This is a genomic window from Streptomyces sp. SAI-135, assembly GCF_029893805.1.
Lineage (GTDB): Bacteria > Actinomycetota > Actinomycetes > Streptomycetales > Streptomycetaceae > Streptomyces.
The window spans coordinates 6,707,070-6,722,251 of sequence record NZ_JARXYP010000002.1 but is presented as its reverse complement, the minus strand read 5'-3'; the positions used below and the strand labels follow the sequence as shown (position 1 = coordinate 6,722,251).

General features: G+C 71.3%; 15 protein-coding genes. 10 read left to right on the top strand and 5 right to left on the bottom strand.

The features are described 5' to 3' along the window. Positions 1-93 precede the first annotated feature (93 nt). Positions 94-555 carry a hypothetical protein gene (locus M2163_RS34985; protein ID WP_280848935.1) on the top strand — a complete coding sequence of 154 codons (462 nt, stop codon included), beginning with the start codon at positions 94-96 and terminating at the stop codon, positions 553-555. Here the strand turns inward: M2163_RS34985 and M2163_RS34980 are convergent. Together M2163_RS34980 and M2163_RS34975 are read right to left on the bottom strand one after the other, a co-directional pair. After that, entirely contained in the window at positions 542-1,195 is a 654-nt protein-coding gene (locus M2163_RS34980; RefSeq protein ID WP_280848936.1) for a response regulator transcription factor, read from the bottom strand. The two genes, M2163_RS34985 and M2163_RS34980, sit on opposite strands and share 14 nt — an antisense overlap. Further along, the gene (locus M2163_RS34975; protein ID WP_280848937.1) at positions 1,195-2,142 is read right to left on the bottom strand and encodes a HAMP domain-containing sensor histidine kinase; all 948 of its coding nucleotides are present in this window, start codon (positions 2,140-2,142) and stop codon (positions 1,195-1,197) included. The genes M2163_RS34980 and M2163_RS34975 overlap by 1 nt, the downstream gene beginning before the upstream one ends. 161 nt (positions 2,143-2,303) lie before the next feature. On the opposite strand from M2163_RS34975, the gene M2163_RS34970 reads away from it, so the two are divergent. The 3 genes from M2163_RS34970 to M2163_RS34960 all read left to right on the top strand — a co-directional run bounded on the left by M2163_RS34970 (position 2,304) and on the right by M2163_RS34960 (position 5,462). Further along, positions 2,304-2,789, top strand: a complete 486-nt coding sequence (locus M2163_RS34970) for a TrkA C-terminal domain-containing protein (RefSeq protein ID WP_280895951.1) — start codon at positions 2,304-2,306, stop codon at positions 2,787-2,789. Between the two features lie 5 nt (positions 2,790-2,794). After that, positions 2,795-4,024 carry a cation:proton antiporter gene (locus M2163_RS34965; protein ID WP_280895950.1) on the top strand — a complete coding sequence of 410 codons (1,230 nt, stop codon included), beginning with the start codon at positions 2,795-2,797 and terminating at the stop codon, positions 4,022-4,024. 442 nt (positions 4,025-4,466) lie between these two features. Then, positions 4,467-5,462, top strand: coding sequence for a TAXI family TRAP transporter solute-binding subunit (locus M2163_RS34960; RefSeq protein WP_280895949.1), 996 nt, complete (start codon positions 4,467-4,469; stop codon positions 5,460-5,462). On the opposite strand, the gene M2163_RS34955 is transcribed toward M2163_RS34960, so the two are convergent. Further along, a complete protein-coding gene (locus M2163_RS34955; RefSeq protein WP_280848941.1) occupies positions 5,452-6,834 on the bottom strand; it encodes a HAMP domain-containing sensor histidine kinase in 1,383 nt (460 codons plus the stop codon). The genes M2163_RS34960 and M2163_RS34955 overlap by 11 nt on opposite strands. Before the next feature lie 332 nt (positions 6,835-7,166). Next, positions 7,167-7,853 carry a response regulator transcription factor gene (locus M2163_RS34950; RefSeq protein ID WP_123991996.1) on the bottom strand — a complete coding sequence of 229 codons (687 nt, stop codon included), beginning with the start codon at positions 7,851-7,853 and terminating at the stop codon, positions 7,167-7,169. A gap of 312 nt (positions 7,854-8,165) precedes the next feature. Between M2163_RS34950 and M2163_RS34945 the strand changes: the two genes are divergently transcribed. The 6 genes from M2163_RS34945 (at position 8,166) to M2163_RS34920 (ending at position 14,121) form a co-directional block, all read left to right on the top strand. Next, on the top strand, positions 8,166-8,942 hold the full coding sequence (locus M2163_RS34945) for an amino acid ABC transporter ATP-binding protein (RefSeq protein ID WP_280848942.1): 777 nt from the start codon (positions 8,166-8,168) through the stop codon (positions 8,940-8,942). Positions 8,943-9,003: 61 nt separating this feature from the next. Next, positions 9,004-9,849 carry a glutamate ABC transporter substrate-binding protein gene (locus M2163_RS34940; protein WP_280848943.1) on the top strand — a complete coding sequence of 282 codons (846 nt, stop codon included), beginning with the start codon at positions 9,004-9,006 and terminating at the stop codon, positions 9,847-9,849. Between the two features lie 108 nt (positions 9,850-9,957). Further along, positions 9,958-10,626 carry an amino acid ABC transporter permease gene (locus M2163_RS34935; protein WP_280848944.1) on the top strand — a complete coding sequence of 223 codons (669 nt, stop codon included), beginning with the start codon at positions 9,958-9,960 and terminating at the stop codon, positions 10,624-10,626. Further along, positions 10,623-11,537, top strand: a complete 915-nt coding sequence (locus M2163_RS34930; RefSeq protein ID WP_280895948.1) for an amino acid ABC transporter permease — start codon at positions 10,623-10,625, stop codon at positions 11,535-11,537. Before M2163_RS34935 ends, M2163_RS34930 begins: the two co-directional genes overlap by 4 nt. 188 nt (positions 11,538-11,725) lie before the next feature. After that, entirely contained in the window at positions 11,726-13,330 is a 1,605-nt protein-coding gene (locus tag M2163_RS34925; RefSeq protein ID WP_280895947.1) for an FAD-dependent monooxygenase, read from the top strand. Between the two features lie 254 nt (positions 13,331-13,584). Next, entirely contained in the window at positions 13,585-14,121 is a 537-nt protein-coding gene (locus M2163_RS34920; protein WP_280895946.1) for a cysteine dioxygenase, read from the top strand. 110 nt (positions 14,122-14,231) lie between these two features. Here the strand turns inward: M2163_RS34920 and recX are convergent, their stop codons facing one another. Continuing rightward, positions 14,232-15,179 (bottom strand): recombination regulator RecX, encoded by a 948-nt coding sequence (gene recX, locus M2163_RS34915; protein ID WP_280895945.1) that lies wholly within the window; start codon positions 15,177-15,179, stop codon positions 14,232-14,234. Positions 15,180-15,182 lie beyond the last annotated feature (3 nt).

Below are 15,182 nucleotides of genomic sequence, written 5' to 3'. Positions count from 1 at the left end.
AGCCCGTTCGGCCCAGCTCCACGGGCCGGATGCCGGGCGCGTCCCTAGATTCGCGGTGACGGCTGTTCCGGCCCCGCCCGAAAGGCACGACCCATGGCAATACGCATCACGCTCACCGGCGCCGCACTGGCCGTCCTGGCCACCGCCGGACCGCTGACCGGCGTCGCCCACGCCGAAAGCGACCTGGACTGCGCGGACTTCGTCTACCAGGAGGACGCGCAGGCGCAGTTCGACCTCGACCGCACCGACCCCGACCGGCTCGACGAGGACCGGGGTTCCGACGACGGCGTCGCCTGTGAGGCGCTGCCCAGAAGAGACACCGCCGAGGTGAGTGTCGCCACGCCGGTGATCACACCGCTCACCACCCCGTCGGCCACGCCCCTCGTCACGCCCGTTCCGACGCTCGGTGTCCAGGGCGGCTCCGGGGGCAGTGTGGGCCCGGCGGGTTTCGAGCGGGCGATCGGAGTGGCCCTGGCACTCGGCGGGGCCGGCCTCGCGGGGGCGTACGTGGTGCGGCGACGCCGTGCCACCCACGCCCGTCTCAGGGATCGATGAGCCCCGCCCGTATCGCGTACCGCGTCAGCTCCAGCCGGTCCCGCATCCCCAGCTTGTGCAGCAGGTTCGCCCGGTGCCGCTCGACGGTCTTCGCGCTGATGAACAGCAGCTCGCCGATCTCCTTCGTGGTGTGACCCTCGGCGACCAGTTTGAGGATCTCCTCCTCGCGTTCGGTGACGGCCCGCGCCGGCAGGCCGTCACCGCGCCGCAGCCGGTCGAGGTAGGAGCGGACGAGGGCACGCTCGGCCCCGGGGTAGACGAAGGACTCGTCGCGCACGGCGGCCCGGCACGCCTCGACGAGATCGCGGTCGGCGACGGACTTGAGCACGTATCCGCTGGCCCCGGCCTTGAGCGCCTCGAAGAAGTACTGCTCGTTGTCGTACATCGTCAGGATCAGGATCCGCAGGTCCGGCAGCCGCCGGGAGAGCTCCCGGGCCGCCTGGAGCCCGGTCATCCGCGGCATGGCGATGTCCAGGACCGCGAGATCGACCTCCCGCGCGCGGGCGAGCTCGACCGCCTCGGCGCCGTCCCCCGCCTCGGCCACCACCGTGAGATCCGGTTCCCCCTCCAGGATCAGCCGGACCCCTCGCCGTACGAGGGTGTGGTCGTCGGCGAGCAGTACCCGGGTCGGCCCGGCCATCAGCGCACCCCCGCCGGAACCGGTACGCGCAACCGCACGTCCGTCCCCCGCCCCGGACCGTCCTGCACCGAGAACACCGCCCCCACCAGCAGCGCCCGTTCCCGCATCCCCTGGATCCCGGCCCCTTCGGGCGCCCCGCCCAGTCCCTTGCCGTTGTCCCGTACGAGCAGCTCGACTCCCCCCGCGACCGGCTGGAGCCGGACTTCGGCGCGGTCGGCGGCGGAGTGGCGCGCGGTGTTGGTCAGACCCTCCTGGGCGACCCGGTAGACCACCAGTTCCGACTCCTCGGTCAGCCGGGGCAGCTCGCCGCCGACGTGATGGCGCACGGTCAGCCCGTGCGTGGTGAACTCACCCGCCAGAGACCGCAGCGCGCTGGACAGCCCGAGCTCCTCCAGCACCCCGGGCCGCAGCCGTCGCGCGATCCGGCGGATCTCGTCGAGCCCGGCGCGGGTCGCCTCCTGCGCCTGCCCCACGTCCTCCCGCAGCTCCTCCGGCGCCCGGTCGGCGACCCGCTTCAGCTGGAGCAGGACGGCCGTCAGCGTCTGCCCCACCTCGTCGTGCAGTTCGCGCGCGATGCGCTGCCGCTCCCTCTCCTGCGCGGAGAGCGCACGGGCCGCTCCGGTCGCCCGCTCGGCCTCCAGCCGGTCGAGCATGGTGTTGTACGTCGTGATCAGCGCGGCCGTCTCGGAGGGACCGGAGACGGGGGCGCGCACCCCGGGGCGCAGCAGATCGGCGGCGGCCATGGCCCGCCCCAGCCGCTGGAGCGGCACGAGTCCGACCCGCAGCACCAGGGCGTTGGCGACCAGCAGCAAAACGAGTCCGCCGAGGACGACGACGGCCTCCCCCCGCCGCACCGGAGTCGACACGGTGACGGGCCCGAGCAGCAGCGCGGCGGCGACGACGAGGCCCGCGGCGTTGAGCGAGAAGATCCGCCAGAACAGCGACACGGCCCTGCCCTCACTCCTCCCGTACGACGCCCGAGGTCCCACCCTCGCCGGTCGCCGCCGCTCGCGTATATCCGTCACGTCACCCATGTCGCCACCGTACGGGGGCCTGGCAGCATGCGAACCCGGCACCCGTGATCACTCGAACCACAAGGGGAAGAAACGTGTCTGCTCCACGCCTGAGGGCGACGCCGCTACCGGGCATCGGGGTCCAGTACGACCTCGTGACCCGCGAGGACCGCCATCTCTCCGTGGTGGCGCACCGCGACGGTGCCCGCACGGTGAGCGTGTACCGGGCCGACGACCCCGACTCCTGCGCCCAGTCGCTGCGCCTGACCGGCGCCGAGGCGGGCGCCCTGATCGACGCGCTGAAGCCCTCCCACCACAGCGCGAGCCTCCTCTACACCTCCGACCTGGGCCTGGTGGCCGAGCGCATCGAGGTGGCGGCCGGCTCCCGCTGGAACGGCCGGGTCCTGGGCGACACGAAGATGCGCACCGACACCGGAGCCTCCGTCGTGGCGGCCCTGCGCCGGGCCGAGGCGATCCCGTCCCCCGCGCCGGACTTCCGCCTGGCGGGCGGCGACATCCTCATCGTCGTGGGCACCCGCGAGGGCGTGGACGCGGCGGCGGCGATCCTCGGTCGGGAGTAGATCGCATGCACTCCGCGGTCCTGCTGATCGAGTTCGGCTCGATCATCCTCGGCCTGGGCCTCCTCGGCCGCTTCGCCGCCCGTTTCCGCCTCTCCCCCATCCCGCTCTACCTCCTGGCCGGCCTGGCCTTCGGCGAGGGCGGACTGCTCCCGCTCGGCGCGAGCGAGGAGTTCGTCTCGATAGGGGCGGAGATAGGAGTGATCCTCCTGCTCCTGATGCTCGGCCTCGAATACACGGCCAGCGACCTGGTCACCAACCTCAAGGCCCATTACCCCTCGGGCCTGGTCGACGCCGCCCTCAACGCCCTCCCCGGAGCGGCGGCCGCCCTGCTGCTGGGCTGGGGCCCGGTGGCAGCGGTCGTCCTGGCCGGCGTCACCTGGATCTCCTCCTCGGGCGTCATCGCGAAGGTCCTCGGCGACCTCGGCCGAGTGGGCAACAGGGAGACCCCGGTCATCCTCAGCGTCCTGGTCCTGGAGGACCTGGCCATGGCGGTGTACCTGCCCATCGTCACCGCCCTCGTGGCCGGCGCGGGCCTGCTGGCCGGGAGCCTGACCCTGGCCATAGCCCTCGGCGCGGCGGGCCTGGTCCTCTTCGTCGCCGTCCGCTACGGCCGACTGATCTCCCGTTTCGTGTCGAGCGACGACCCGGAGAAGCTCCTCCTGGTCGTCCTCGGGCTCACGATCCTGGTCGCGGGCGTGGCCCAGCAGCTCCAGGTCTCCGCGGCCGTGGGCGCGTTCCTCGTGGGCATAGCCCTCTCCGGAGAGGTGGCCGAGGGCGCCCACACCCTGCTGAGCCCCCTGCGCGACCTGTTCGCCGCGGTCTTCTTCGTCTTCTTCGGCCTCCACACGGACCCGGCGAGCATCCCCCCGGTCCTGCTCCCCGCCCTCGCCCTGGCCCTGATCACCGCGGCCACGAAGATCGCCACCGGCTACTGGGCGGCCCGCCGGGCCGGGATCTCCCCCAAGGGCCGCTGGCGCACGGGCGGCGCACTGGTGGCCCGCGGCGAGTTCTCGATCGTCATAGCGGGCCTCGCGGTCTCGGCCGGCATCGAGCCCTCCCTCGGCCCCCTGGCCACGGCCTACGTCCTCATCCTGGTCATCCTCGGCCCCCTCACGGCCCGCTACACAGAACCCCTCGCCACGAGACTGACGTCCCGCCGCGAGCCCTCTGGGAGCACATCCCGAGCCACGGAGCCGTCGGCGGACGGCGCCAAGGTGCTTGAGCGGGGCGCCTAGGGGGGTGCCGGGTTCGGTTGTGGGGCGGGTGCGGGCCGGTGGGGGCCGCTCGCGCAGTTCCCCGCGCCCCTGGGTAGGCGCAGTCACGCACGCCACGACGAACCGTTCGCCAGACCGCACGCCACGACGGCCGGTTGGCCGCGTACGGCGCGAAGGGGACGGGGTGGGGGGTGTCCGCCCGCAGCGGCCGGCGTCCGTTACCGAGGACAGATGGAGCAGCCGAGCCGCCGGACCGAGGACGGACACCCCCCACCCCGGCACCGACCCACCCACCGGACCGCACGCGCTACACAAGCCCCCACCGAAGCCGTCACGGGTCGCCGCAGGCATTCAGGGGCGCGGGGAACTGCGCAAAAACGCCCGCCCCCACCCAACCCGCACAAGAAGCGGCCCAACCGCCGGAGGTGGCCAGCCCCCCACACCCCCTGGCAGGATCACCGCCATGCCCAAGCCGTTCCCCCACCTCAGCCGCCGCCAGGCGCTCCAGACCGCGGTCGCCACCCTCGTGGCCCTCGGCCTGCTCCTGTGGTGGCTGCTCCCGCTGGGTGAGAGCCCCCCGACCGGCACGATCACGTTCAGCACGGGCACGAAGGCAGGCGTCTACCAGAAGTACGGCGAACTCCTGCGCGACGAGATCCACAAGGACATGCCGGACCTGAAGGTGGAACTGGAGACCAGCGCCGGCTCCCAGGAGAACGTCCGACTCGTGGCGATCGGAAAGTCCGACTTCGCCATCGCCGCGGCCGACGCGGTGGAGACCTACCAGCAGAACGGCGACCCCGGCGCCGACCAGCTCCGCGGCCTGGCCCGCCTCTACGACGACTACGTCCAGCTCGTCGTCCCCGCCGACTCGGACATCCGCACCGTCGCCGACCTGAAGGGCAAGCGGGTCTCCATCGGCGTCCGCAACTCCGGCGTACGACTGATAGCGGACCGGGTGCTCAGGGCCGCCGGCATCGACCCGGACAAGGACATCCAGCCGAGGGCGGAGGGCATCGACACCGGCCCCGAGCTCCTCGGCCACGGCCTGGACGCGTTCTTCTGGTCCGGTGGCCTGCCCACCGACGGTCTCAAGCAGCTGGCCGAACGCTCCGCGTTCCGCTTCGTCCCGATCGAACCGTCCCTCGTGGCGAAGCTGCACGCCGAGGGCGAGCCGACCCGCTACTACCGGGCCACCAACATGCCGGCGTCGGCGTACCCGTCCGTCCAGAACGGCACGACCGTCCCCACGATGGCCGTCTCGAACCTGCTGATCACCCGCAAGGACATGGACCCCGAGCTCACCGAGTGGCTCACCCGGACCGTGATCAAGAGCAGGGACGGCATCGGCCGGGACGTCCACTCCGCCCAGCTGGTGGACGTACGCACGGCGATCTACACCGACCCGGTCCCCCTCCACGAGGGCGCCCGCCGCTACTACCGCTCGGTCAAGCCGTAGGACGGCTGCGCGGCACGGCCACGGTGACGACCAGCCCGTGCGGCTCCTGGTGGCCGTACGAGATCGAGCCGCCCCCCGCGGCCAGCAGCGCCCGCGAGATGGACAGCCCGAGGCCGGAGCCCTTGATGTTCTGATGCCGCCCGCTGCGCCAGAACCGGTCGCCGACCCGCGCGAGTTCCTCGTCGGTGAGCCCGGGTCCCCGGTCGGCGACGACGACTGTCGAGGTGTCCCCGTCCGCGGCAACCGTGACCTCGACGGTCTCGTCCTTCGGCGTGAACTTGAGCGCGTTGTCGATGACCGCGTCGAGGGCGCTGGACAGGGTGACGGGGTCGGCCCAGGCGGTGGTCGGCGGGCAACTCCCCACCAGGCGTACCCCCTTGGCCTCGGCGGTCGGCGTCCACGCGGCGACGCGTTCGGCCGTGAGCTCCCCGATGTCGGTGACGCTCAGGTCCGCCTCGGTGTGCTCGGCGAGGGCGAGGTCGAGGAGGTCGTCGAGGACCTGGGCCAGTCGTTTGCCCTCCGCCTGCACGGAGGCGATCTCAGTGTTGCCCTCGGGCAGTTCGAAGGCGAGCAGCTCGATGCGCAGCAGCAGTGCGGCGAGCGGATTGCGCAACTGGTGCGACGCGTCGGCGACGAAGGCGCGCTGCTGCTCCAGCACGTCCTCCACGTTGTCCGCCATCTCGTTGAACGACTTCGCCAGGCGTCTGAGTTCGGGCGGTCCGCCGGCCACCGCCACCCGGGACTTGAGCCGTCCGGTGGCGATGTCGTGGGTGGTGGCGTCGAGGACCCGTACGGGCCGGAGCACCCAGCCGGTCAGCCGCAGCGCGGCGCCCACGGCCAGCAGCATTGCGGCGAGTTCGCCCGCGAAGATGACGAGCCAGTCGTGCAGGATCCGGGAACGCATCGGCCCGGTGGGCGAGTCGGTGACGACGACCGCGACGACGTCTCCGTCCCGGATCACCGGGGAGGCGACGACCAGCCGGCCGCGCTGCCAGGGCCACACCTGCTTGGGGTCCTGGCTGCGGCGGCTGAGGAGGGCTTCGCCGAACGCGTCGCGCACCTCGCCCTCCCTGGGGAGGAACCACCCCCGGGGCGCGGTGGCCATGGGCACATCACCGTCGTAGAAGACGCCGGCGCGGATGCCGTAGACCTGGTAGTAGCTGGCGAGTTCGCTCTCCAGGGTCTCCAGGCGCTCGTCGGAGGAGCCGGTGACGAACTGGGCGAGTGCGGCGAAGTGCGCGGTGTCGTCGATCCGGTCGACGACGACCTTCTGCTGCTCCGCGGAGGCCACTCCGATGGCGAGCGGCACGCCCAGGGCCATGAGCACGGCGGCCATGAGGACGATGAGCAGCGGAAGAAGACGGGTACGCACGACGCCTACGCCCCGCCCCGCGCCTGAGAGACCCGCCCCGCACGAGCACGGCCGGACACGGCCACAACCGCCCGATCGGATTGACCTGCCGGGCGGCAGGGTCGTCCCGCACCGCACGTCTGCACCGGGACTCCGTCCGGCCCCGCCGCGCCCCGCCACGACCGGCCACCGTCACCGCACACGCGGGCTCCCCGACCGCCCCGCTCACCCGCGCCCACAGCCACCGTCCCTCACCCGACCCGTCTCCGTCCCCCGAGCCTCGCACAGCTCCTCGCCCCGCACGTCCACCCCGGACCTCACGGCAGCCGCCGAGCCTCGCCGCCGCGCGGCCCTCAGACCCCGGGGGCCACCAGCCGGTACCCCACGCCCCGTACCGTCTCGATCAGCGCGGGCATCCGCAGCTTCGCGCGCAGGGACGCCACATGCACCTCCAGCGTGCGGCCGGTGCCCTCCCAGCTGGTGCGCCAGACCTCGCTGATGATCTGCTCGCGACGGAAGACCACCCCGGGCCGCTGGGCGAGCAGCGCGAGGAGGTCGAACTCCTTGCGGGTGAGCTGGACGACCGTGCCGTCCACGGTGACCTGACGGGTCGGCAGTTCGATGCGCACGGCCCCGAGGACCAGTGCCGTGTCCGCGCCGCCGGGCGCGTCCTCGTGGACGGTGCGCCGGCTGACGGCGTGGATGCGGGCGAGGAGCTCGCCCGTGTCGTACGGCTTGACCACGTAGTCGTCGGCGCCGAGGTTCAGGCCGTGGATGCGGGAGCGGACGTCGGAGCGCGCGGTGACCATGATCACCGGCGTGCTGGTGCGCTTGCGGATCTTGCCGCACACCTCGTAGCCGTCCTGGTCGGGCAGACCGAGGTCGAGGAGCACGACTCCGAAGCCGTTGCCCTCGGGGACGAGCGCCTGGAGTGCCTCCTCGCCGCTGCGGGCGTGCGTGACGTCGAAGCCGTGCCGGGCGAGCACCGCGGACAGCGCGGCGGCCACGTGGTTGTCGTCCTCGACGAGGAGAAGTCTCACCCCGGCCCCCTTTTATCCATCGGACGTACTATCTGTATATGCAGTGAACAGGTACAAATGTGCGAGCGCACGCGCGCGTGCGCACCGTGCAGTCATGCTGATGGATGAGGACGGCGTCAAGAGCGTTCCGGTTGCGCCGCGCTTCCGTTATCCGGCCGATACGCACACCGGATGCGCACTGGTGACAAGTGCTACGACACGTGTCTGATTGCTATCGGATCGTGATGCTCAGATTCCCCTCAAGACTGATGACGCTGGTCGCATGGGGTTACTACTGTCCTCCGAAACCGAGGAGGACGGAGCCAGAGAGCGATGACCGAAGTATCGGCGGCCAAGGAAGATGTGGCCGCGACCGGCGAACTGGTCGTCCTGAAGAGCGTCAACAAGCACTTCGGCGCGTTGCACGTGCTCCAGGACATCGACCTGACGATCGCCCGCGGCGAGGTCGTCGTGGTCATCGGACCCTCCGGGTCCGGGAAGTCCACCCTGTGCCGCACCATCAACCGCCTCGAGACGATCGACACGGGTTCGATCGCCATCGACGGCAAGCCGCTGCCCCAGGAGGGCAAGGAACTGGCCCGGCTGCGCGCCGACGTCGGCATGGTCTTCCAGTCCTTCAACCTCTTCGCGCACAAGACCGTGCTCGAGAACGTGATGCTGGGCCAGATCAAGGTCCGCAAGGCCGACAAGAAGCAGGCCGAGGAGAAGGCGCGCGCCCTGCTCGACCGGGTCGGCGTCGCCACGCAGGCGGACAAGTACCCCGCCCAGCTGTCCGGCGGCCAGCAGCAGCGTGTCGCCATCGCCCGGGCCCTGGCGATGGACCCCAAGGTCATGCTCTTCGACGAGCCCACGTCGGCGCTCGACCCCGAGATGATCAACGAGGTGCTGGAGGTCATGCAGCAGCTCGCCCGTGACGGCATGACAATGATCGTCGTCACACACGAGATGGGTTTCGCACGATCGGCCGCAAACCGCGTGGTGTTCATGGCGGACGGACGGATCGTCGAGGAGGCTGCGCCCGACCAGTTCTTCAGCAACCCGCGCAGCGACCGCGCCAAGGACTTCCTGTCGAAGATCCTGCACCACTGACGTGCCACCCGGATCGACCACCGACGGCTCTCCTGTCTTCACCACCCAAAGGATGTTCACCATGAAGCTCCGCAAGGTCACCGCCGCCTCGGCCGCCGTCCTCGCCCTCGCCCTGTCCGCGACCGCCTGCGGCGGCGACAGCAAGGACGACAGCTCCAGCTCGGGCTCCGGCGGCGGCGGCAAGATCAAGATCGGCATCAAGTACGACCAGCCCGGTCTGGGCCTGAAGGAGCCCGACGGCTCCTTCTCCGGCTTCGACGTGGACGTGGCGACGTACGTGGCCAAGCAGCTCGGCTACGACGCCGACCAGATCGAGTTCGTCGAGACCAAGAGCGCCGACCGTGAGAACGCGCTCGCCCGTGGCGACGTGAAGATCATCGCGGCCACCTACTCGATCACCGACGAGCGCAAGCAGAAGGTCGACTTCGCGGGCCCGTACCTGCTGGCCCACCAGGACCTGCTGGTCAAGAAGGACTCCAAGATCAGCGAGGCCACGGACCTCAACGGCGAGAAGCTGTGCTCCGTGACCGGCTCGACCTCGGCCCAGAACGTCAAGGACGACTTCGCCCCGAAGGCCCAGCTGAAGCAGTACGGCGGCTACTCGGAGTGCATCGCCGGCCTGCAGAGCGGCGCCGTCGACGCGGTGACCACGGACGACTCGATCCTCGCGGGCTTCGCCTCGCAGGACAAGTACAAGGGTCAGTTCAAGCTCGCCGGCCTCAAGCTGAGCAACGAGAACTACGGCATCGGCGTGAAGAAGGGCGACTCCGCGACCCTGAACAAGGTCAACGCCGCCCTGGAGAAGATGGTCAGCGACGGCTCCTGGCAGAAGGCGGTCGACGAGAACTTCGGCCCGGCCGACTACAAGAACGAGCCCGCCCCGAAGGTCGGCGTCATCGTCAAGTAACGCAGGGGTTCACCGGCGCGCCGCCGCCCGCCGCGATCAGGGCGGCGGCGCGCCGCGCCCGTCCACGTACGCCACACACACGCCACACACCCGGAAGCGCGGGAGATCGTGTTCGACTTTCTAGAAGGTTATGACGTCCTCGGGGCGTTCTGGATGACGGTGAAGCTCACCGCCCTGTCCGCCGTCGGCTCCCTGATCTGGGGCACCCTGTTGGCCGCGATGCGGGTCAGCCCGGTCCCGTTGATGCGCGGCTTCGGCACCGCCTACGTCAACATCGTCCGGAACATCCCCCTGACGGTCATCATCGTCTTCACCTCGCTCGGCCTCGCCGACATCTTCGGGGTGACGATGGGCGCGGCCGACAACTTCGACGTCCAGGGCTTCCGGCTGGCGGTACTCGGTTTCATCGCCTACACCGCGGCGTTCGTCTGCGAGGCGATCCGCTCCGGCATCAACACGGTGCCGCTCGGCCAGGCCGAGGCGGCCCGCGCGATCGGCCTCAACTTCAGCCAGACCCTGCGTCTCATCGTGCTTCCGCAGGCCTTCCGCGCGGTCATCAACCCGCTGGCCAACGTGCTGATCGCGCTGACCAAGAACACCACGGTGGCGGCCGCGATCGGCGTGGCCGAGGCCGCCCTCCTGATGAAGGAAATGATCGAGAACGAGGCTCAGACGCTCGCCATCGGCGCGGTCTTCGCACTCGGCTTCGTGGTACTGACCCTGCCGACCGGCCTCCTCCTCGGCTGGCTCGCCAAGCGACTGGCGGTGAAGCGATGAGCTCGGTCCTCTACGACACTCCCGGACCCCGCGCGAAACGGCGCAACGTCCTCCTGTCCGTCGTCTTCACCCTGCTGCTCCTGCTCGTGCTGTGGTGGGTGTGGCAGAAGATGGACGACAAGAACCAGCTCGAGTGGAACCTCTGGGAGCCCTTCACCACGGGTGCCGCCTGGACGACCTACCTCCTGCCCGGCCTCGGCAACACCCTCAAGGCCGCGGCGATCTCCATGGTCATCGCCCTTCCGCTGGGCGCGGTCTTCGGCATCGCCCGCATGTCCGACCACGCCTGGGTCCGGGGCGCCGCCGGCACGGTGGTCGAGTTCTTCCGGGCGATCCCGGTCCTGCTGCTGATGCTGTTCGCCAACGAGTTCTACGTCCGCTCCACGGACATCTCCAGCGAGCAGCGCCCCCTGTACGCCGTCATCACCGGCCTGGTGCTCTACAACGCCTCGGTCCTCGCCGAGGTCGTCCGGGCCGGCATCCTCTCGCTGCCCAAGGGGCAGACGGAGGCGGCCTACGCGGTCGGACTGCGCAAGGGCCAGACGATGACCAACATCCTGCTGCCGCAGGCGGTCACCGCGATGCTGCCGGCGATCGTCAGCCAGCTCGTGGTCATCGTGAAGGACACCGCGCTGGGCGGCGTGATGCTCGGCTTCCCCGAGCTGCTCAACTCGCGCCAGACCCTGGCCGCCAACTACGCCAACGTCATCCCCAGCTTCATCGTCGTGGCGATCGTCTACATCGTCCTGAACTTCCTCCTCACCAGCTTCGCGAGCTGGCTGGAGCAGCGGCTGCGGCGCAGCAAGAAGAGCACGGGGGCGGTGCTGGGCGAGGACACGGTGGAGGTCAACCCGGCCGCGGTGCGCGGCACCTACGGGACCGGCGAGAACACCGGTGGCGGCGGATTCTGACAGTCGGTCAATCGGCATGAACCGCATGTGAGAACGACACGGAGGCAGTGGCATGATCGCCACTGCCTCCGTCACTTGACGCAAGCACCGGCAATGGGTTGCATACGTTCTGTGATCGTGCACCCTGCTCCAACCTCCTGTTCACATACGTTCCCAGGGACTCCGCCGCGGGCAGGGGGCGCCGCGTCGTGGACCCGGTGATCATCGTCGGAGCGGGGCCCGTCGGGCTCACGCTCGCCCTGGCGCTGGCGCGTCAGGAGGTCCCCTCCGTGATCCTCGACGAGGGCCCCGGCAAGGACGAACCCCGCCTGGCCCGTACCGCCGTACTGCACGAGGACACCGCCGCCCTCATGTCCCGGCTGACCGGAGTGCCGGTCGCCGAGCTGGGAGTGCACTGGGCCGGATGGCGGTCCATGCGCCGCAAGCAGGTGATGCGCGAGGTCGACTTCGAGGAGGCCGGGGACGCCCCCCTGCATCTCGCCCAGCACGTCCTGACCGGCGCGCTGCGTGCCGCCCTCGCCGAGGAGCGGCTGGTCAAGCTCACCTCGGACAGCCGCCTCGACACCATCGAGCAGGAGCCCTCGGGCGTCACCGCCCACACCCGCGGCCCCAAGGGCACGTGGTGGCGCGGGAGTTACCTGGTCGGCTGCGACGGCACGCGCTCCACCGTGCGCAAGCTCAAGGACATCCGGTTCCCGGGCCGTACGGCCGTGGAACGCCACGCGGTCGCCGCGCTGCGCACGGAACTCCCCTGGGAGGACCGGGCGTTGCTCCACCGGATGCCGCCGTGGCGGACCTCGGGACCCTCCGCCGGGGAGATCACCGCCCGCCCTCTCCCCGAGGGCGTCTGGCGCCTGGACTGGCTGCTGCCGCCCGGCAAGGACCTGGTCACGCCCGAACTCCTGGTCACCCGCGTCCGGGAGACCCTCGCGGGCTGGACCGGCGGCCCGACACCGCCGTACGAACTCCTCGACACCGGAGTCCACACCGTGCACCACCGGCTGGCCCGCCGCTGGCGCGCCGGCCGGGTCTTCCTCGCCGGGGACGCGGCGCACTGCCTCGGGGCGCTGGGCACGCAGGGACTCGACGAGGGCCTCAGGGACGCCGACAACCTCGCCTGGAAACTGGCTCTGGCCTGGCACCACGGCCCGCACGAGGCGCTTCTCGACAGCTACCAGACCGAGCGGCGCGCGGTCGTCGCCGGACGGCTGCGCGCCGCCGACCAGGCGCTGCCGGTGCTCCGCGGCGGCGGGGGGCTGCGCTCGGTGGTCCCCGGCTCGGCGCGCGGCCACGACGCGCTGCTTACGGACGGTCACTTGGGGCGCGGCCCGCTCGGTGCGCCCGGGGCGTACGCCGACTCGCCCCTCGCGCCCCGGCACCTCGAAGGAGAGGTACCGGTCGACACGCTCCCGGGGTCGCCGGTGACGGACGTACGGGTCACCGCCGAGGACGGCACCTTCGTACGGCTGCGCGAGCGCCTCGGCCGAGGAGCGCTGCTCGTCGTCCTGATCGCGCCGGGCACCGGGGTGTGGGAGCGCAAGCACTGGGTGACCGCGGGAATCATGCCCCGCCTGGCCGCGGCGGTGAGCGCGCTCCCGCGCCCCGCCGAGCTCCTGGTCGCCGAGGAGTACCCGGGCGCGGCCCCGCACACGGTCCTTCTCGTACGGCCCGACGGTCACCTCGTCACGGCGCTGAGCGGGGTCCGCCCGGCCGATCTGTACTCGGCGGCCGAGACGGCGCTCGGCGGGCCTCCGGCGAAGACCGAGGCGAACGCGGGGGCCGGTTCACGTTGACGTGCTCACTGTCACTGTGCGTCCACATAGTGACAGTGAGTTGAAACAGCCGTCGGCGCCATGGTGTACTCCGGATCGTGACCGACACCTGTGTGCGCCTGTGGCGGAGGGTCCATATGGACCTCGTCCGCTATGCGGGCTGCGTGTGTCGCCCGTCCTGCTGAATTCGCCTTCTTCTCCCTTTGCGTGCCGCGCTCGTGCGTCGACCGGGCATCGACGGCACGCTCTCGCGAACTCTTCACAGGACGGTACCCGTGTCTGTCTCCCCCGCCCTCCCCTCGGTCTCCTCCGCCGTCGCGCCGCCCACCCAGGCCGAACTCCTCGACTTCGTACGGCGCACCGCCGCCGACACCGAGCTGATCGACTCACTCCCGCTCGACCCCGAGGGCCGCACCTGGGTGCGCCTGGAGGGGCCCGGCGGCAGCGAGGCCTGGCTGATCGGCTGGCCGCCCGGCACCGGCACCGGCTGGCACGACCACGCCGAGTCGGTCGGCGCCTTCATCACCGCGGCCGGGGAGCTCAAGGAGAACTCCCTCGCCGCCCGGCTGCCCGCCGACGGCTGGAAGACCCTCGAACTCTCCGACGACGTGGACCGCGAGCGCCGGCTGCCGGCCGGCAAGGGCCGTTCCTTCGGACAGCACCATGTCCACGAGGTCCTCAACGAGTCCACCGAGCTCCACGCGATCTCCGTGCACGCCTACTACCCGCCCCTCCCCCAGATCCGCCGCTACAGCCGCACGGGCCCGATCCTGCGCCTGGAGCACGTGGAACGCCCGGAGGACTGGCAGTAGGCGCGCCGCGTTCGTCGGCGGCACGGCCGTCGGGCGGGCAGGAGAGCGGTGCCGTGTCCCGGTGACTCGCGCCGGTGTCGGCCCGATGGCCCCGTGCGCGCACCCCCGCGTCAGAACCTCTCGTTCCCGAGGAACTCCGTCTCCTCCCCCTCCTCCTCCAGCGCCTGACGGACGACCCGCAGGGCCATCCCCTCGGAGTACCCCTTGCGGGCGAGCATGCCGGCGAGGCGGCGCAGCCGCTTGTCGCGGTCGAGGCCACGCGTCGCACGCAGCTTGCGCTCGACGAGCTCGCGGGCCGTCGCCTCCTCCTGATCGGAGTCCAGCTGTGAGACGGCCGCGTCGATCAGCGTGGAGTCGACGCCCTTGGTGCGCAGCTCCTGGGCGAGCGCGCGCCTGGCGAGCCCTCGGCCGTGGTGCCGGGACTCCACCCAGGCGTCCGCGAACGCGCTGTCGTTGATCAGGCCGACCTCCTCGAACCGCGACAGCACCTCCTCCGCGGCGTCGTCCGGGATCTCCCGCTTGCGCAGAGCGTCGGCGAGTTGCTTCCGCGTACGCGGGGTCCCGGTGAGCAGGCGCAGACAGATCGCCCGCGCCCGCTCCACCGGGTCCGCCGGAGGCTCCCCCTTCTCGGCCCTCGACAAGGAGGGGCCGCCTCCGTCCTCTCCGGGCGGTTCCCCAAAGCCGCGCCGGCGCTGCCGACGCCCTCGGGAGCCGCCCTCGCCGGGTGCTCCGCCGCCTCGACGCGTGCTCCGGCCGAACGCCCCGGAACCACGCGCCGCCCCGTCACCGGACTCGTCGCCGTACGTCTCACCGTCACTGTGGGAGCGCTCGCCGCGGCGGGACCGCCCGGAGCCGTGCGTGAATCCGTCGCCGAACGCTGCGTCGGCGTACGACACCGAACGGCCGTGTCCCCCGTCCGTTCCGTGCCCCGTGCCGTCGCCCCCGTACCCGGCGCCCCCGTACCCGTCGCCGCCCGGCCCGGCAGAACCCCCGTCGCCTTCACCGCCCCAGCCTCGCGGAGCGTCCTCGTACTCGGCCCAGTCGGTTCGCCGTGTCACAGG